This is a genomic window from Nocardioides sp. Soil796 (assembly GCF_001429525.1).
GTDB lineage: Bacteria > Actinomycetota > Actinomycetes > Propionibacteriales > Nocardioidaceae > Nocardioides.
Window position 1 is genome coordinate 118,120 of record NZ_LMSQ01000020.1, and the last position, 18,170, is coordinate 136,289.

Genomic DNA, 18,170 nt, shown 5'->3' on the forward strand with positions numbered 1-18,170 from the left:
TTTCATGCAGATCTTCGCCATTGTGGTGTCGTTGGCCGTCACGGTTGTCGCCGTGGTGCTGACCACCCGAGCAGTCCGGGCCATGCTCGGCACGATCCGGATCGGCCAGCCGGCGCTCGGTCGCACCGACCGACCGGCGGCCCGCACCGTGACCATGCTCAAGGAGACCTTCCTCCACACGCGCATGTTGCAGTGGACGTGGGTCGGCATCCTGCACTGGTTCGCCTACGCGGCCTTCCTGGTGCTGTCGACCGCGGTGCTGCAGGCGTTCTTCCAGCTCTTCAAGGCCGACTTCGCGTGGCCGATCATCGGCCACTGGGCGCTCTACGAATGGGTCTGCGAGTTCCTCGGCCTGCTCGGCGCCCTGGCGATCATCCCGCTCTCGATCTACCGCCAGATCAAGCACCCCAAGCGCCTGGGCCGCCAGAGCCGCTTCTTCGGCTCCACGATGTGGCAGGCCTACTTCGTCGAGGCGATGGTGTTCTTCGAGAGCATCGCGATCCTGTTCATCCGTGGCGCCGAATACAAGTACGTCGACCACGCCGAAGCGTCGCACTTCCCGATCAGCCAGCTGTTCAGCCACCTCTACCCGGACTCCAAGTCCTCGCTCGAGAACATCATCTTCTTCATCGCGATGCTGAAGATCGTCTCGGCGATGGCCTGGCTGATCGTGATCTCCTCCAACCTCACGATGGGCGTGGCCTGGCACCGCTTCACGGCCTGGTTCAACATCTGGTTCAAGCGCGACTCCTCCGGCCGTACGGCGCTCGGCGCACTGAAGCCGCTGACCTCCGGCGGCAAGGCGATCACGCTCGACGACATCGATGACCTCGACGAGGACTCCCGACTCGGCGTCGGCAGCATCACCGACTTCTCGTGGAAGGGCATCCTCGACTTCACCACGTGCACCGAGTGTGGCCGTTGCCAGTCGCAGTGCCCGGCCTGGAACACCGAGAAGCCGCTCTCCCCCAAGCTCCTGATGATGGGCCTGCGCGAGCACGCCTACGCCACCGCGGGCACGATCAACGCCGGCACCGAGGGCACCGACGGCTTCGATGCGGAGGCTGCCGAGAAGTCCCTGATCGGCAAGGCCGAGCCCGGCGAGGGCGGCACCGTCCAGGACTGGTTCTACAACCCCGAGGGTGCCGACTTCGTCATCGACGAGGACGTCCTCTGGTCGTGCACGTCGTGTGGCGCCTGCGTGCAGCAGTGCCCCGTCGACATCGAGCACGTCGACCACATCGTCGACATGCGCCGCTACCAGGTGCTGGTCGAGTCGAACTTCCCCGCCGAGCTCAACGGCCTCTTCAAGGGCCTCGAGAACAAGGGCAACCCCTGGAACATGTCCGCCACGGCGCGCATGGACTGGGCCAAGGACCTGCCGTTCGAGGTCAAGGAGGTCGGCAAGGACCTCGAGGACCTCGAGTCCGTCGACTGGCTGTTCTGGGTCGGTTGCGCCGGCGCCTACGAGGACCGCGCGAAGAAGACCACGCGCGCTGTCGCCGAGCTGCTCGACATGGCCGGCGTGACGTTCGGCGTACTCGGCAACGGCGAGACCTGCACCGGCGACCCAGCCCGCCGGGCCGGCAACGAGTTCGTCTTCCAGGGCCTGGCCCAACAGAACGTCGAGACGTTCAAGGAGTTCAAGGTCAAGAAGGTCGTCTCGACCTGTGCCCACTGCTTCAACACCCTCAAGAACGAGTACAAGGACTTCGGCATCGAGCTCGAGGTCGTGCACCACACGCAGCTGCTGAACCGCCTCGTGCGCGAGGGCAAGCTGACCCCGATCAAGGAAGGTGCCGGCGCCGAGAAGCGGTCGATCACCTACCACGACCCCTGCTTCATCGGTCGTCACAACGGCGTCTACACCCCGCCGCGCGAGCTGCTCCAGATCCTGCCCGGTGCCGAGGTCAAGGAGATGCCCCGCAACTCCGAGAAGTCCTTCTGCTGTGGCGCCGGCGGTGCCCGCATGTGGATGGAAGAGACCATCGGCGAGCGGATCAACGTCAACCGCACCAAGGAAGCCGTCGCGACCGGCGCCGACCAGATCGCGGTCGGATGCCCGTTCTGCCGCGTGATGCTCTCCGACGGCCTCACCGCCGAGCAGGCCAACGGCGGTGCCCGCGAAGAGGTCGAGGTGCTCGACGTCGCACAGATGCTGCTCGCGTCGGTCAAGGGCGAGGTCGCCACCCGCGTCCGCAAGCCCGCCGCCAAGAAGGAAGCGGTTCCGGCCGCGAAGCAGGACGCCGCGACCCAGGCCGAGCCTGCCGCCGGCGACGTCACCCAGACCGCCAACACGGTCACCGACACCGAGGACGTCGGCCCGGCCGCGAAGGCCTCGGGCGGCTCGTCCCTGTTCGACACCCCCGCGGACAAGCCGGCAGAGAAGCCTGCCTCGGGTGGCTCGCTCTTCGACACCCCGGCCGACGAGCCTGCTCCGGCCGCGGAGAAGCCTGCCACGTCAGGAGGCTCGCTGTTCGACGTCGCACCCGACGCCCCGGCGGAGAAGCCTGCCGCCAAGGCGGAGCCGAAGGTCGAGCCGTCCAGCGGTACGACGGACCTCGGCGCCGGTGGCTCGCTGTTCGACGTCGCGCCTGACGCTCCGGCGGAGAAGCCGGCGGCCAAGACCGAGGGGGCACCCGCCGAGTCGGCTCCGGCGCCCGCTGCCAAGGCGGAGGCCGCTCCGGCAACCGACCTGGGTTCCGGTGGCTCGCTGTTCGACATCCCGGCCTCCGAGCCCGCGGCTCCCGCGGCGAAGTCGGAGCCCGCGGAGACCGAGCCGGCGAAGGCCGAGGCACCCACCGAGGCTCCGGCAGCACCTGCTGCCGCGTCGACCAGCACCGCGTCGACCAGCACCGCGTCGACGCCGAAGACCGACGTCGACCTCTCCAGCGGCGGCTCGCTCTTCNNGCGTCGAGAAGCCCGCAGCCCCGGCAGCGACTGAAGCTGAGGCGGCACCTGCCGCAGATGCCCCGGCCGACGAGCCCACCGAGGCACCCCCTGCCCCAGCAGCTCCGGCCGCCGCCTCGACCAGCACCGCGTCGACGCCGAAGACCGACGTCGACCTCTCCAGCGGCGGCTCGCTCTTCNCCGTCGAGAAGCCGGCGGCAGAAGCCCCGGCCGAGACGACGACTGTCGCCGAGGTCCAGACCGAGGCACCCGCCGAGGTCGCGACCGATGTTGCTCCCGCCGAAGAGCCTGCTGACCCGGTGGAGCCGGCTGCAGAGGTTGCTCCGGCCGAGGAGCCTGCCGAGGCTGCTCAGGTCCCGGCAGCCCCCGCCGCTGCGACGTCCACAAGCGCGTCTGCGCCGACGACCGACGTCGACATCTCCAGTGTGGGCTCGCTGTTCGACATCCCGGCACCCGAGGCAACCACGGTCGAGAAGCCGGCAGCTCCGGCCGATTCGGCCGAGGAGCCTGCCACCGACGAGGCACCGGCGGTCGCGAGTGCCGAAGCCGAGCCGGTCGCCGAAGCCGAGCCGGTCGCCGAAGCGGAGCCGGTCGCCGAAGCAGCACCTTCCGGCGCCGAGGTGTCACAGGCGGCCAGCGCGGCTTCGCCCGAGTCGGCCGCGGAGACGGACCCGGAGACGATCCTCGACGCCGACGACGCACCGGCTGCAGAGGCCGACGTACCGGCGCCGGCGTCCGACGCCGGGGACAAGCCGGCCGAGGACGAGCCGGTCGAGGACGAGGGCGCCGAGGCACCCGCGAAGCCGAAGGGTGAGGAGAACACCCCGAAGCAGGCCAACATCAACGAGGCGAGCTCACTCTTCGACCTCTGAGGTAGCCGCAGCGCCACGATGGCACCGGATCTCTTCCACCGACTGGGAGCGATCCGGTGCCATCGTCAATTTCACGGGTCCTGCCCTTGACGCGATCACGCGGACCCCACGGTTGGCCCGGGTTCTGCGGCGGGTTGCCCCACGGGGGCTGGTTCTGGTCGGACACGGGGGCCTCCCGGGGTGTGGGCGCCCAGCCACTGAATGCGGCGACGCCCGCTGAGTGTCCTTCACGAAGCCGGTTTCAACCCGATGACCTTTGACCGCAACGCTCGTTGGACGTCGCAGTGGGTTCGTCACACCCGAAAGGTGCCCCATGCGCTCTCGTCGCACGTTCACGGTCCTGTCCACCGTACTGGCCGGCCTCTCGCTCACCGCGGCCGCGACGCTGGCCCCGGCAGCAGCCACGCAGGCACCAGCGCCTGCGCCTGCGCTCGCCCGGGCCGCCGACACGTGGACGCCTCGCGGTGAGGACTACACCGACACCGTCACCCTCACGGACCTGGCCATCCCCATGTCGGACGGCGTGATCCTGCGCGGCGACCTCATGGTGCCCGCCGGCCCCGACGGGAAGGCGATCGACGAGAAGCTGCCCGTGGTCGTCACCATCACGGCGTACAACAAGACCTTCCAGCAGTACGGCGGCGGGCTGGCCGGCGGCGATGCGTCGTACCTCGTCAAGCGCGGCTACGCCCAGCTGACCGTCGACGCACGCGGCACCGGCAGCTCCGAGGGCACGTGGCAGGCGTTCGCAGCACGTGAGAACAAGGACGCCGGCGAGGTCATGACGTGGGCCCACGAGCAGAGCTGGTCCAACGGCAACACCGCGATGACCGGGCCGTCCTACATGGGGATCAGCCAGATCTGGGCGGGCTCTGCGCAGCCGCCCGGCCTCAGGGCGCTGTTCCCGCAGGTGCCGGGCGCCGACGTCTACCGCGACGTCGTGGCCTCCGGGGGACAGCTCGACGTCGGGTTCATCCCGCTGTGGCTCGGCCTGGTCACCGGCACCGGGATCATCCCGCCGGCCGTGACCGCCAGCGACCCGGCCTCCGGCATCGGCGCCCTGCTCTCACACCTCGGCGGTGCCCTCACCTTCACGACTCCGCTGCTGCTCGACGCGGTGCTCGGCCAGGAGCCGGCGTACGACGGGGAGTTCTACGAGGAACGCAGCTCGATCAACGTGGTCGACAAGGTCAATGTGCCGACGTTCTTCGTCTCCGGCGAGTACGACCTCTTCCAGCGAGGCACCCCGCTGCTCTTCGAGAACCTGCAGCAGCGCGGTGTGCCGACCAAGATGGTCATCGGCCCGTGGGACCACCTGCAGGGCTCGTCGGGCGCCGACATCGACCAGGCCGGGTACGGCGAGCTCGGCGAGCTGCAGCTGCGCTGGTTCGACCACTACGTCAAGGGCATGCCCGACCCGACCCTCGACTCGGACATCGCGCCGTTGACCTACTACGAGCAGGGCTCCGGCGACTGGCGCACCAGCCAGAGGTGGATCGGCCCGCAGCTGCAGGCGACCAGCTACCGTCTTTCCGGTTCGGCCATCACCGGCGCGAAGAACGGCGGTCTCACCACGGGTACGCCGACCGCCGGCACCGCCGACGTACTGCCCCTCCCGGTGGCCGGCCTGTGCACGCGCTCGATGAACCAGTGGACCGCCGGACTGCCCAACGCGACCGGCCTGGCCAGCCCGTGCCTGGAGAACAACGCGCTCAACGACAAGGCGGGCGTCGTGTTCGAGACCGAGCCGGTCACCACGCCGGTGTCGATCCAGGGCCCGATCAACGCCCGGCTCTACGTGTCGAGCACCAGCGGCGACGGCATGCTGTCGGTGGCGGTCGAGGACGTCGCACCCGACGGCACCGTCTCTCGATTGACCGGCGGCTGGCAGGTGATCTCGTTCCGCGAGCTCGACACCTCGAAGTCGCGGTACCTCGACGGCAAGCTGATCCAGCCCTTCCACCCGTTCACCAGGGAGTCGAAGAGGAAGCTGCTCGGCGGCGCCGTCGAGCCGGTCGACGTCGAGGTCTTCCCGACCGGTGCGCAGATCCAGAAGGGCCACCGACTGCGGCTCGCCGTGCAGTCCTTCGACATCCCACACCTGCTGCCGACCCTGCCCGACCTGCTCGGCAGCCTGACCGTGATGAAGATCCACACCTCGGCGGCCTACCCCTCCGAGCTCACGTTGCCCACGATCAGGCCGTCCGCTTCCACCGCTGTCTCGCGGATCCGCAGGTAGCGCGCCCACCGAATGTGAGATCTGTGTCGGTCCCACAGCCGCTTCACGACACATTTCCCACTCCCGGCGCGCCATGACGCCACCGTGACACCAACTGATGTCACGAATGCCTTGACTTGACGTCATAGTGATGTCAATGTGGTGCGCATGGACATCACGCCGTACATCGACAGCCTCCGCCGGGACCTCGTGGCCGCGGCCGAGACCGGCGACGCCCAGGTGAAGGCGGCCGCCGAACGACTCGCCATGGCCCTCGACCCGGCCGCCCGGCTGGCGTTGATGGAGGCCATCTCCCACGCCGCCAACGAGATCACCGCCGAGATGCCGTCAGGCTCGGTCGACGTCCGCCTCAACGGCCGCGAGCTGGGCTTCGTCATCGACACCCCGATGGCCGCACCGGCCCCGCCGCCCCCTCCGCCGCCCGCCGCCGACGAGGTCGAGGAGGACGGCACCGTCGCCCGCATCACGCTCCGCATCCCCGAGTCGGTCAAGGCCCGGGCCGAGGAGAAGGCGGCCCGCGCCGGTCACTCGCTCAACACCTGGCTGGTCAACGTGGTCCGCACCGCGACCAGCGACGACAACGCGATCAACGTCGACATCGACCTCTCGAGCCTGCCGTTCCTCGGTGGTGACCCGTTCGGTCGTGGCCCCACCCGCGGCAAGCGCCGCATGACCGGCTGGATCTGAGCACCCAGCAACTCCCATCAAACAAACTCACGCTCCAGCGCGCAGGCTGGAGCGGTGGACGAACACACCCTGGAGAGATCATGGAACGCATCTTCGAGACCCCCGCCTCCGTCGAGCTGTACGTCGAACTCGGCCGGGGCAGCCTGAACGTCACCGCCGCCGACGTCGGCCGCACCACGGTCAGCCTCACCGGCAAGAACGCCGACCAGGTCAGCGTCGAACAGAACGGCGACGGCATCTCCGTCATCGCACCCAAGGAACGGAGCGGGTTCTTCGGCGGCAACGAGTCGCACGTCGACGCGGTGATCACCGTGCCGAGCGACTCGCGCCTGGTCACCAAGACCGGGTCCGCCGACCAGCACGCCGAGGGCCGCTTCGCACTCGGCAACCTCAAGTCCGGCTCCGGCGACGTGTCGATCGGTGAAGTCACCGGCGCACTCGTGATCAACACCGGGTCGGGCGCGGTCACCGTCGGGCAGTCCGGTGGCGACCTGCGGCTCAAGAGCGGCTCGGGCGACGTACGCATCGAGCACGCGGCCGGCACCGTCGGAGTCTCGACCGGCAGCGGTGACGTCACGATCGCCGAGTCCGAGGGGCCGGTGATCCTGAAGTCCGGCTCCGGCGACGTGGCCATCGGTATCGCGACGGGAGAGGTGACCGCGCAGACGGCCAGCGGCGACGTGACCGTCAAGGAGCTGGTGCGCGGCAGCCTCAACTCGAAGAACGCCTCCGGCGACATCCGCGTGGGCATTCCCGCAGGCATTCCGGTCTGGACCGACGTCAACACCGTCTCCGGCCGGATCGCCTCCGACCTGGCCGGCGCCGGTCAGCCCGACGGCGACCAGGACTACATCGAGCTCCGCGCCACCACCGTGAGTGGCGACATCACCCTCAAGCAGCTGTGAACCAGGAAGGCAGAAGACCATGGACATGACCAGCTACGACCTCGAAGCCAGTGCCCACCGCGTCATCGACGACCGGCTGGCCCGCGCCGCGCGACCCAAGGCGCCGGCAGGCAGCAGCGTCCGGGTTCCCGGACCGCGTCGCCGCCACGCGCTGGCCCGCCAGTTCCGCCGCATCGCCGACGCCCTCGACGCCTGAGTCAGGAGCGCATCGCGACGCCGTGCCGCCAGTAGCCCATGAAGGCCACCTGGTGCCGGTCGACCTCGAGCTCCTTGACCAGGGCCCGGCGCAACGTGGTGACGACCTTCGACTCCCCCGCGATCCAGGCGTAGAGCCCGGCCAGGTCGTGGCCCACCACGACCGCGTCGCTGAGGTCCTCCCCGGACGAGGAGTGCGTCGGGGTCTCCCACAGGTCGGGGTCGACGGCCTCGTCGGCCACGAACTCGACCACCGGCGCCAGGCCGAAGTGCTCCCGGACCGCGGCGATCTGCAACTCCCCGTGGGTCGCACCCTCGCGCGGCAGCCAGATCAGCTCGACGCCGTCGGGCCCGTCCAGCTCCTGCACGTCGGCGGCCACGGGCACCTCGATGAACGCCGTGCCCACTGCCGAGACCGGCAGGTCGTGCAGGATCGAGGCGATCGCCGGCAGGGCCGTCTCGTCGCCGACCAGCAGCAGGTTGCGCGCCGTCCCGGGCTCGAACTCGATGCCGCCGAACGGTACGCCGCGGCGCGGGGCCAGGGTCACGAGGCGGTCGCCGACCTTGGCCGAGGCGGCCCACGCGGACCCCGGTCCGGTGGCACCCTCCGCCAGGTGCAGCACGAAGTCCACGACCAGGCGGGTCTCCGCACCGGATCCGCGCACCTCGCGCACGGTGTAGGTGCGGAGGTGTCCGCGCTCCTCGGTCGGGATGTCCATCCAGGTGGCGAACCACGACTCGTCGGCGCCCTCGAACGACGCCAGCTCGCCGGCGTCATTGGGGAAGACCAGCTTGATCCGCTGGTCGTAGACCGGGCCGTCGACGCCGAAATCGGCCAGCTCCGGGCTGGCCAGCTCGACCCGCAGGAAGGTCGGCGACAGGCGTTCCACCGCGCTCACCTCCACCTCGGCGAGGATCATCGGCAGCTGCTGGGCAGTCGTGGTCATGAGTCGGTCCTTCCGTGGTGGCGGCCCCTCGGGACCACCATGGGGGTGTGGGAGATCGGGTCGTTGATCACACGGCTCTCGAGGCCGAAGACGGTGCGCACCGTCTCCTCGGTGACCACGTCATGCGGACTTCCCTCGGCAGCCACTGTTCCCTCGCGCATCGCGACCAGGTGGTCGGCGTACCGCGCGGAGAGGTTGAGGTCGTGGAGCACCATCACGATCGTGGTGCCGCGACTTTGGTTCAGGTCGGCGAGCAGGTCGAGCATCTCGACCTGGTGGGCGACGTCGAGGTACGTCGTCGGCTCGTCGAGCAGCAACAGGTCGGTGCCCTGGGCCAGGGCCATCGCGATCCACACCCGCTGGCGCTGACCGCCCGAGAGCTCGTCGACGAACCGGTCGGCCAGGTGCGTCGTGTCGGTCAGCTCGAGGGCCTCGGCCACTGCTCGCTCGTCGTCGGGGCTCCACCGGCGGAACGCACCCTGGTGCGGGTGACGTCCACGACCGACGAGGTCGACGACACTGACGCCCTCCGGCGAGATCGGGTTCTGCGGCAGCAACCCCAGGGCCCGGGCCACCTTCTTGGTCGAGGTCTTGTGGATCGCGTGTCCGTCGAGCAGCACGGAGCCCGCGGTCGGCTTCAGCAGCCGGGCCATGCCACGTAGCAGCGTGGACTTGCCGCACCCGTTGGCACCGACGATCACCGTCACTGCCTGGTCGGGCACCCGCACCGACAGCTCGGAGACGACCGGGCGGTCGCCGTACCCCAGGGAGACGGAGTCGGCGACGAGGCGGGCACCGCCGGGTTGCGTGGGAGTCGGCCCGGGAGTCGTGTTCACGGCAATCTCCTCACGCTCGACGTGTGCGGGCTCGATCAGGGCAGTCATCATGCCTTCCTTCCGGCGCGGCCGACGGCCAGCAACCACAACAGGAACGGTGCGCCGAGGGCGCCGGTCACGACACCCACGGGGTAGTTCACGTCCGTGAGCATGTAGTCGGCCGCGTAGTCGGCGGCCACGACGATCACGGCACCGACGAGCCCGGCGCCGACCAAGGTGGCGCGTCCGCGGTTCAGGAACCGGGCGATCGGCCCGGCCAGGAACGACACGAACGCGATGGGCCCGGCGGCCGCGACGGCCGCGGCCACCAGGATCACGGCGAGCAGCAGCAGGAGGTCCACGCGACCGGGGCGTACGCCGAGTGCCGCGGCGGTGTCCTGCCCCAGCTCGGTGATGCGCAATGCGCGGGCCACCCAGAACACCAGGGGCAGCAGCACCGCGAACGCCACCGCGAAGAACCTGACCGTCGGCCAGTCGACCTGGTTCAGGCTGCCGGTCATCCAGAGCAACGCCAGCTGGGCGTCGTAGGTGTCGGCGCGGGTGAAGAGGTACTGGATGACCGACATCAGCCCGGCCGCGACGCCGATGCCGACCAGCACGAGGCGGTAGCCGAGCAGGGTGCCGGCGACGAGTCGCACCAGGATCGCGACACCGATCGCACCGGCCATCGCGGCCACGCTGATCCAGTTGCCGGTCTGGTCGAGCGCCACGATCGCGAAGACGGCGGCGGCGCTGGCACCCGTGCTGACGCCGATGATGTCGGGGCTGGCCAGCGGGTTGCGAAGAGTCGTCTGGAAGACCGCGCCACCGACGCCGAACGCGACGCCCACGAGCACGCCGAGGAGCGCCCGCGGCAGCTTCACCTCCATCACGATGTAGGAGGCCACCGGGATCTCGGTGCCGGTGATGATGCGGAAGAAGTCGGGGATCGTGATCGTGTAGTCGCCGAGCAGGACACGGGCGCCGAACACCACCACCAGCAGGGCACCGAGGCCGGCCAGGACCAGGCCCGAACGGCGTGCCGGCCTGCGTCGCGCGCGTCGTACGACGGTCACGTCGACGTCACGCTCGGGGGCCAGGAGTGCGGTCATCACAGGCCTCCCATCCGGCGGCGGCCGATCATCCAGAGGAAGACGGGGACGCCGAGCACGGCGGTCATGATGCCGACCTGCACCTCGGTCGGCGGCAGGATCACGCGTCCGACGACGTCGGCGGCGAGGGTGAGCACGGCGCCGTACCCGACGCTGAACGGCAGGATCCGTCGGTAGTCGGAGCCGACCACCGACCGGACCAGGTGCGGGATGACCAGTCCGACGAAGGCGACCGGGCCGGCCAGGGCGGTGGCCGTGCCGGCGAGCAGCACGATCGCCAGCCCGATCACGATGCGGTCGAGCACGACCCGGCGGCCGAGGCTGCGGGCCAGGTCGTCGCCGAGGGCGAGCAGGTTGAGCAGCCCGGCGCCGGTGAAGGCGAGCACGGCGCCGAGCACGAGGAACGGCAGACCGGTGAGGAGCACGTCGAAGTCGCGCCCTCCGAGCGTGCCGACCTGCCAGAAGCGGAAGACGTCGAGGGTCTTGCGGTCGGTGAGGAGGATCGCGGAGATCCAGCTGCCGAGGGCGGCGGTCAGTGCGGCACCGGCGATGGTCAGCTTCATCGGGGTGGCACCGTCACGGCCGAGCGACGCGATGGCGTGTACGGCGAGGGCAGCGACGGCAGCTCCGGCGAAGGCGAACCAGAGGCGCCCCTGGAGGCCGTTGATGCCGAGCCAGGAGATGGCCAGCACCATCGCGAACGAGGCGCCGGCGTTGATGCCGAGGATGCCGGGGTCGGCCAGCGGGTTGCGGGTCAGGCCCTGCATGCAGGCACCCGCCAGGGCCAGGGCGGCGCCGACGGCCAGGCCCAGGCAGGTGCGTGGCCACCGGGCAAGGGCGATGCCGTGGTCGACGTGGCCGGGGTCGAGGACAGCGGCCGGGGAGATGGTCACGCTGCCGATGAGCATGGAGCAGGTGGCGACGACGACCACCGCCGCGATCATGATCGCGACGGCGGTCGTCGTACCGGTCGGAACCGGTCCCATCCGGCCGGCTGTGGCGGTCCTTCCGGAGGGGGTCGCCAGGGTGGTCACGAGCCGGCGACAGCCTTGGCCACCTGCGGCATGAAGTGCTCCATGGCGTAGGGGATCGACAGCGGCGTCGGCGACGAGAGGCCCAGCGCGTCGGTCTTGTTGGTCGAGGCCAGGACGTGGCCGTCCTTGATGCCGGGGATCTGGCCCAGCAGCGGGTCGGCCTCGAACTTCGCCAGGTCGCCGTCGGTCTCGGCGTACGTGATGAAGACGTCAGCCTCGAGCTCCTTGCCGCGGTCGGCGGAGAGGGTGCCGTAGAACTGGCCGGGCTTGCTGAGCTCCTCGATGATCGGGGCGTTCACCATGCCGGTGTCGGTGAGCAGCAGCGGGCGGTTGTCCGCGACGGTGTAGTAGTCGATCTTCGACATGTCGGTGGTCGCCAGCGAGGTGAAGATGAACGACTTGCCGACGATGTCGGGGTTGTCCTTGCCGGCCTGGGTCAGCGAGGCCTCGGTCTGCTTCTTGACGTCGGCCGCGATCGCCGTACGACCCAGCGCCTTGCCGACCAGGTCGAGCGAGTCCTGCCACGACGTGAGCCACGGGTCGCCGGGGAAGGCGACGACGGGGATGCCGCCGTTGATCTTGGAGAGCTTCTTGTAGTCCTTCTCCGTGATGCCGGAGTTGGTGGCCAGGATCAGGTCGGGCTGGAGCTGGGCGATCTCCTTGAACGGCACGCCGTCGGTGTCGCTGAGGCGCTCCGGCTGCTCGCCGCCGAGCTCCTCGAGCTTGGCGTCGAACCACGGGGTCGAGCCCTGGTCGTTGCCGCCCCAGCTGATGTCGGTGGCACCGATCGGCACGATGCCCAGCGAGAGCGCGGTGTCCTGGTCGGTCCAGCCGAGGGTGACGACACGCTTGGGCTCGGCGTCGATCGTGGTCTCGCCGTAGGCGTGCTCGACGGTGACCGGGAAGGCGTTGGCGTCGGGCTCGGTGACGACCTTGGAGTCGTCCTTCTCCTCGCCGTTGGCGGAGCCGGTGGCGCAGGAGGTCAGGGACAGGGCCGCTGTCGCCAGCAGGGCGGCGAAGAGGGTGCGGGGGCGCGTCATACTGCGTCCTCTCGGGAAGTTAGGGCATGCTTATTAAGGTCACCCTAACTCCGGCCCCCCGGAATTACGCAAGTGGGATCTGCCGTTAATCCGCCGTGACCCGCACCACAGTGTCGGACCACGCACAGACCGGCGCGCTCAGATCTCCGTGCGGTGGAAGTTCTGGAAGGACTTCGACGGCGTCGGTCCGCGCTGGCCCTGGTAGCGCGAGCCGTACTTCTCCGAGCCGTAGGGATGCAGCGACGGCGAGGTGAGCCGGAAGAAGCAGAGCTGGCCGATCTTCATTCCCGGGTAGAGCTTGATCGGCAGCGTCGCGACATTGGCGAGCTCGAGCGTCACGTGGCCACTGAAGCCGGGGTCGACGAAGCCGGCGGTGGCGTGGGTGAGCAGGCCGAGCCGGCCCAGCGACGACTTGCCCTCGACGCGGGCCGCGATGTCGTCGGGCAGCGTGACCACTTCGTACGTCGACCCGAGCACGAACTCGCCGGGATGGAGGATGAACGGGTCATCGCCCTCCGCCTCGATCTCCCGGGTCAGGTCGGACTGGTCGGCCGCCGGGTCGATGTGCGGGTAGCGGTGGTTCTCGAAGACCCGGAAGAACCGGTCGAGGCGGAAGTCGATGCTGGAGGGCTGGACCATTGCCGGGTCGTAGGGCTCGACGGCGATCCGCTTCGCGTCGATCTCGGCCAGGATGTCGCGGTCTGAGAGGAGCACCCGGACAACCTACCGTCCCCAGCTTTGGCGGTCAGGCAGGTCCGCGACCAGAATGGCCGCATGACCTTCCAGCGGTACGTCGCCCTGGGCGACTCGTTCACCGAGGGCGTCGGAGACCCCGACCCTGCCCGCCCCAACGGCCTGCGCGGCTGGGCGGACCTGGTGGCCGAGCAGCTCGCCGTACAGGATCCCGACTTCACCTACGCCAACCTCGCCATCCGTGGTCGCAAGCTCGACGGCGTGCTCGCCGAGCAGATCGAGCCGGCAGTGGCGATGCGGCCCGACCTCGTGACGATCTACGCCGGCGGCAACGACATGCTCCGCCCGAAGGTGGACCTCAACGGCCTCATCAGGCGGTACGACGACGGCCTCGGCAAGCTCGCTGCCACCGGTGCCCACCTGGTGCTCTGGACCGCCCACGACCCGAGTGCCTCACGGTTCTACGCGCCACTGCGCGGCCGGTTCGCGATCTACAACGAACTGGTCCGCGAGCTGGCCGACTCCTACGACGCCACGCTGATCGACTTCTGGCGATTGAGGGAGTACCAGGGCTGGGGCCTCTGGTCCGACGACCGGCTGCACATGAACTCGGCCGGCCACCAGCGGATGGCGATCGAGGTGCTGAACCGCCTCGGCATCACCCACGCACTCGAGGTGCCGGACCCGGCGCCTGCCCCGGTGTCCGTGCCGCGCCGGGAGGCCCTGGGCGCGAACCTCCGGTGGACCCGCACCGAGGCCCTGCCATGGGCGCATCGCCGCCTGACCGGCCGGTCCTCCGGTGACACGGTGAGCCCTCGTCGCCCGGAACTCGGTCCGGTCGAGTAGCATCTTCCCCGTCCGACACTGCTCCGCGTGGACCCTTCCATGCGAGCCGGCCGGACACTGCGGACGTAGCTCAGTTGGTAGAGCGCGACCTTCCCAAGGTCGATGTCGCGAGTTCGAATCTCGTCGTCCGCTCCATTTTCTCTTCTTCGCTCTCTTCTTCTCCTTCTCCTCCTCCCCACGAACCGCGTGTTCTTGATGCGCGAACCGTGGACTCTTGAGCGCCCAACCGTGGATTCTTGACGCGGTCCACCAAGAACCCACTGGTCGAAGCGCGACAACCCACGGTTGGCGCATCAAGAATCCACGGTTCGCGACGGATGAATTACAGGTTTGTAATTCGTACGGCGTGTCGCTGCGATGTTTCTCATGTGACTGATGGGATACTTGACGATTCGTGTGATCTCTGGGAAGAGTGGTGCGTGGCCCACTCCCGAGCCCATCGAGGTCTTCCCCATGAATCGCCGTCGAAGTGCCGCCATCGGCACGTTCGCCATGGTCCTGATCAGCTACCCCCTCACGTCGGGCGCGAGTGCCACGACCGCCTCCCCCTCCACGACCGCGAAGCCACCCGCCGCGCCGGTCCTCCCGCTCAACGCCACCGCGGATCTCGGCAAGGTCACCCCGGAGATGCAGGCCGAGATCGACCGCGTGCTGGCCGAGGGCCGCACCGTCGCCTCCCGCCAGGTGGCCCGCACCGACGCGGCCACCCTGGTCAGCAGCCAGGTGCGCTGCGCCGACCTCGAGGGCCAGCGCTACTGCCTGGGCACCGGGTGGACCGACGAGCCCGAGTCCGAGGTGCAGGCCGAGGCCACCGCCAGCACCCGGGTCGGCCTGGGCCGGACCACCGCGCGGACCGCCGCCACTGAGTCCACCGGCGACCTGACGTTGGCCGACCAGCTGCGCCAGCGCGCCGCACTGCCGACGGCCCAGCGCCAGAAGGTGGAGCGTGCCGAGCTGGTCACGGCGGCCCGGTCGGTCGCCAAGGTCTGGCTGTTGCGCCACCAGCTCCAGGGCAAGCCGCTGCCGACCGGCTTCGTCGAGCGGCACCCCGAGATCCACGCCGACGACTCCCCCCTCAGCGCCCGTACGACGACCGCGACCGCAGGCACCACGACGGCGGCGCCGGCCCGCAAGACCTCCGCGGACTACCCCGAGGCCTTCAAGATCCTCGACGAGCGCCGGGTCGCCGAGCAGACCAGGACCTACTGGTGCGGTCCGACCTCGATGCAGATGATCGGATGGGGCTGGCGGGGGTACCGCAACTCCCAGATCTACTGGGCCAACAGGCTCGGCACCACCAGCAGCGGCACCGCGATCAGCGAGATGGTGCGGGTCACGAACGCGTACACCGGGTTCGACAACCCGAAGCGCGCCGGCACCTACGTCGTCCTCGACGTCGGCAACTGGACCTGGGGACAGTGGTGGCTGCTGCAGATGCGGCACATCTACGACTACCGCGCACCGGTGATCCTCCACCCGATCCTGCTCAAGCGGTTCTACCCCTACCTCGATGACGACGCGAGCGGTCACTTCCAGGTCGGTCGCGGCTACGACAAGAACGGCAGCCGAGGCCGGCTGCTGAAGTACTTCGAACCGTGGAACCAGCAGCGCTTCGACCCGTCGGAGCCGTTCATCTCGCGCAACCAGACCCGCTACGCCTACCGGTCCTACCGCGCGAACCTGGCCCACTCGATGCACAACATCGGCGTCTGATGCGGGCACGCAGCATCACGGTCGCCGTCCTGCTCGCCGCGACGCTCAGCGCGTGCGGTGGCGGTGGTGAGGACGACGAACCGCAGGGCATCGCCGACCCCTCCGACACGGGGAGCAGCAGGACGACGGACGAGCCACCGACCGACGGCTCCACCCCGGACGGCTCCGACACCGACAAGGCGCCGGCCGACACCAGCCCCGAGGCCACCCGCAAGCTCCTCGACTGGCAGCCGGTGACCGGCACCGGTCAGAGCATCGTGCGCGACGCGGAGTGGACCCTGAGCACCGACGAGGCCCGCTCGCAGGCGACCCTGGACGGCCCCAGGCCGGTCACCATTCCCGCCGGGGCGGGGCGTCAGATCTCCGACACGTTCCTCACCGACTCCTCGGCCGTCGTGGTCGCCCAGGACAAGGCGGAGACGAAGCCGCAGCTGATCACGCAGGTCGACCTCGCGTCCGGGAGGAAGACCACTCTCACCGATCCCGCGCCCGGCCCCGGCGGCCCGTTCGCGGCGTACGGCGACACGTTGGCCTATGCGACGTACACGCCCGGCAGCGACTACTGCCTGGCCACCGTCGACCTCGCCGCAGGGTCCGGAGCGAAGGGCTACTGCGCACCCAGGCGGCACGGGTTCACCAACGTGTCGGTGAGCCCCGAGGGCACCTCGATGATGACGTTCGACGCGAAGCGTCCGGTGGCCTGCCGCACGCTGGTCGATGTCGAGGGCGGCGAGGTCACCCCGATCGACGGCGTCGAGGAGTGCAAGGGCTGGGACGTGCTGGCCACGCCGTCCGGCCACGTCTGGTCGACGATCCCGAAGGAGAACCGGATCGAGGTGGGCGACATGCACGCCTCGGTCGACGGGACGACGTACGACCTCGGTGAGGCCACGACCGGATCCCTGCTCTGGTGCGGCGACTCGGCGTACTTCTCGCGCGACCGCGGCGCCGACGGCAACGCGGCACTGTTCCGCTGGACCCCCGAGGCGACCCTCGAGCTGGTCTACGAGGCACCAGGCAAGGGCGACTCGTTCCTGGTCACCCCCACCTGCGCCGGCAACGTCCTCACGATCGAGGCCTACGGCGAGGGCGGCGACGAGACCGTGTCGGCTACCGTGCCCGGATGAGAGAAGGGACGTGAGCACGCGATGAGTCCGGACGTCACCGACGAGCAGATCCAGGCGCTTGCCGCCAGCGCCAAGCCCTACAGCCTGGCCCAGCTCCACTGGGGCCCGGAACGCCACCGGGCAGATGCCGACACGATCGAGCGGGAGCACCAACGGCGCATGGTGTCGTTGCGCGCGGAAGGCGTGATCGCGATCCTCTGCCCGGTGTCCTCCGACACCGTGGCTGGCGTGGCGATCATGACCGAGACGCCCGAGCGGGCCCGGGAGATCATGGCGGCCGACCCGTGCGTGCAGGCCGGAATGATGACCTGCGAGATCCTCCCGTGCGCCGGCTTCCCGGGCGACTCACTGCCCGGGTGAGCGGATCAGGCGGTCACGCCTAGGCTTCGGTCATGGCTGAGTTCGCCGGGTTCCCCGTTGCCGCACTGGACTTCTTCGACGACCTCGAGGTCGACAACACCAAGTCGTTCTGGGAGGCGCACAGACAGGTCCACGCCGAGTCGGTCAAGGCACCGATGGTCGCCCTGACCGCCGCACTGGAGCCCGAGTTCGGCACCGCGAAGGTGTTCCGCCCCTACCGCGACGTACGGTTCGCGAAAGACAAGACGCCGTACAAGACCCACCAGGGCGCCTTCGTCGGGGTCGCCCCGGCCACCGGGTGGTACGTCGAGGTGTCGGCGCGCGGCGTACGGACCGGCGGCGGGTTCTACGAGGCCAGCGCGCAGCGGTTGGCCGCCGTGCGCGACGCGATCGACACCGAGCACACCGGCAAGGAGCTCGAGAAACTCCTTACCAGGTTGAGGAAACTCGGCTGGAGCATCGGCGGCGACACCCTGAAGACAAAGCCCCGCGGCTACGACGCCGATCACCCGCGGATCGACCTGCTGCGGCACCGTTCGCTCACCCTCGGCCGCGACCACGGCTTCGAGCCGGTGATCCACACGCCCGAGTTCGCCGACGTCGTACGCCGGGACTGGCGCGAGCTGCGACCCGTCGTCGAGTGGATCGCAGCCCGCACCGACACCCTGGAGTGAG

16 protein-coding genes and 1 tRNA gene are annotated in these 18,170 nt (G+C 69.5%); 11 read left to right on the plus strand and 6 right to left on the minus strand.

Annotation, left to right across the window (positions count from 1 at the left end; all coding sequences use genetic code 11):
- Nucleotides 1-4 precede the first annotated feature (4 nt).
- The 5 genes from ASH02_RS25785 to ASH02_RS26260 all read left to right on the plus strand — a co-directional run.
- Nucleotides 5-2,908, plus strand: a 2,904-nt coding sequence (locus tag ASH02_RS25785; RefSeq protein WP_156409840.1) for a (Fe-S)-binding protein, incomplete at its 3' end; no start/stop codon positions are given.
- A 1,187-nt stretch (nt 2,909-4,095) separates the two neighbouring features.
- Nucleotides 4,096-6,021, plus strand: coding sequence for a CocE/NonD family hydrolase (locus ASH02_RS21685; protein WP_057295432.1), 1,926 nt, complete (start codon nt 4,096-4,098; stop codon nt 6,019-6,021).
- A gap of 147 nt (nt 6,022-6,168) precedes the next feature.
- Complete coding sequence (locus ASH02_RS21690) at nt 6,169-6,708, plus strand: toxin-antitoxin system HicB family antitoxin (protein WP_056683275.1); 540 nt, start codon at nt 6,169-6,171, stop codon at nt 6,706-6,708.
- Nucleotides 6,709-6,788: 80 nt separating this feature from the next.
- On the plus strand, nt 6,789-7,613 hold the full coding sequence (locus ASH02_RS21695; RefSeq protein ID WP_056683277.1) for a DUF4097 family beta strand repeat-containing protein: 825 nt from the start codon (nt 6,789-6,791) through the stop codon (nt 7,611-7,613).
- Between the two features lie 19 nt (nt 7,614-7,632).
- Nucleotides 7,633-7,809 carry a hypothetical protein gene (locus ASH02_RS26260; protein WP_156393670.1) on the plus strand — a complete coding sequence of 59 codons (177 nt, stop codon included), beginning with the start codon at nt 7,633-7,635 and terminating at the stop codon, nt 7,807-7,809.
- A 1-nt stretch (nt 7,810) separates the two neighbouring features.
- Here the strand turns inward: ASH02_RS26260 and ASH02_RS21700 are convergent, their stop codons facing one another.
- The 6 genes from ASH02_RS21700 to dcd form a co-directional block, all read right to left on the minus strand.
- Nucleotides 7,811-8,755 (minus strand): siderophore-interacting protein, encoded by a 945-nt coding sequence (locus ASH02_RS21700; RefSeq protein WP_056683280.1) that lies wholly within the window; start codon nt 8,753-8,755, stop codon nt 7,811-7,813.
- Entirely contained in the window at nt 8,752-9,639 is an 888-nt protein-coding gene (locus tag ASH02_RS21705) for an ABC transporter ATP-binding protein (protein WP_082563867.1), read from the minus strand. The genes ASH02_RS21700 and ASH02_RS21705 overlap by 4 nt, the downstream gene beginning before the upstream one ends.
- Nucleotides 9,639-10,682, minus strand: a complete 1,044-nt coding sequence (locus tag ASH02_RS21710) for a FecCD family ABC transporter permease (RefSeq protein ID WP_056683285.1) — start codon at nt 10,680-10,682, stop codon at nt 9,639-9,641. The genes ASH02_RS21705 and ASH02_RS21710 overlap by 1 nt, the downstream gene beginning before the upstream one ends.
- Nucleotides 10,682-11,668 carry a FecCD family ABC transporter permease gene (locus ASH02_RS21715; RefSeq protein WP_056683287.1) on the minus strand — a complete coding sequence of 329 codons (987 nt, stop codon included), beginning with the start codon at nt 11,666-11,668 and terminating at the stop codon, nt 10,682-10,684. Before ASH02_RS21715 ends, ASH02_RS21710 begins: the two co-directional genes overlap by 1 nt.
- Nucleotides 11,669-11,712: 44 nt before the next feature.
- A complete protein-coding gene (locus tag ASH02_RS21720) occupies nt 11,713-12,756 on the minus strand; it encodes an ABC transporter substrate-binding protein (protein ID WP_056683289.1) in 1,044 nt (347 codons plus the stop codon).
- 138 nt (nt 12,757-12,894) lie between these two features.
- Nucleotides 12,895-13,470 carry a dCTP deaminase gene (dcd, locus tag ASH02_RS21725; protein WP_056683292.1) on the minus strand — a complete coding sequence of 192 codons (576 nt, stop codon included), beginning with the start codon at nt 13,468-13,470 and terminating at the stop codon, nt 12,895-12,897.
- Nucleotides 13,471-13,530: 60 nt separating this feature from the next.
- On the opposite strand from dcd, the gene ASH02_RS21730 reads away from it, so the two are divergent.
- The 6 genes from ASH02_RS21730 to ASH02_RS21755 all read left to right on the plus strand — a co-directional run bounded on the left by ASH02_RS21730 (nt 13,531) and on the right by ASH02_RS21755 (nt 18,169).
- The gene (locus ASH02_RS21730; RefSeq protein WP_056685100.1) at nt 13,531-14,295 is read left to right on the plus strand and encodes an SGNH/GDSL hydrolase family protein; all 765 of its coding nucleotides are present in this window, start codon (nt 13,531-13,533) and stop codon (nt 14,293-14,295) included.
- A 59-nt stretch (nt 14,296-14,354) separates the two neighbouring features.
- Nucleotides 14,355-14,430, plus strand: a tRNA-Gly gene (locus ASH02_RS21735).
- Between the two features lie 318 nt (nt 14,431-14,748).
- Nucleotides 14,749-16,008 carry a C39 family peptidase gene (locus ASH02_RS21740; protein WP_056683295.1) on the plus strand — a complete coding sequence of 420 codons (1,260 nt, stop codon included), beginning with the start codon at nt 14,749-14,751 and terminating at the stop codon, nt 16,006-16,008.
- Nucleotides 16,008-17,135, plus strand: coding sequence for a hypothetical protein (locus tag ASH02_RS21745; protein ID WP_056683299.1), 1,128 nt, complete (start codon nt 16,008-16,010; stop codon nt 17,133-17,135). The genes ASH02_RS21740 and ASH02_RS21745 overlap by 1 nt, the downstream gene beginning before the upstream one ends.
- 21 nt (nt 17,136-17,156) lie before the next feature.
- A complete protein-coding gene (locus ASH02_RS21750) occupies nt 17,157-17,495 on the plus strand; it encodes a hypothetical protein (RefSeq protein WP_056683302.1) in 339 nt (112 codons plus the stop codon).
- A gap of 32 nt (nt 17,496-17,527) precedes the next feature.
- Nucleotides 17,528-18,169: a DUF2461 domain-containing protein gene (locus tag ASH02_RS21755; RefSeq protein ID WP_057295433.1), complete on the plus strand. Its 642-nt coding sequence runs from the start codon at nt 17,528-17,530 to the stop codon at nt 18,167-18,169.
- The last annotated feature ends 1 nt before the right edge of the window (nt 18,170 follow it).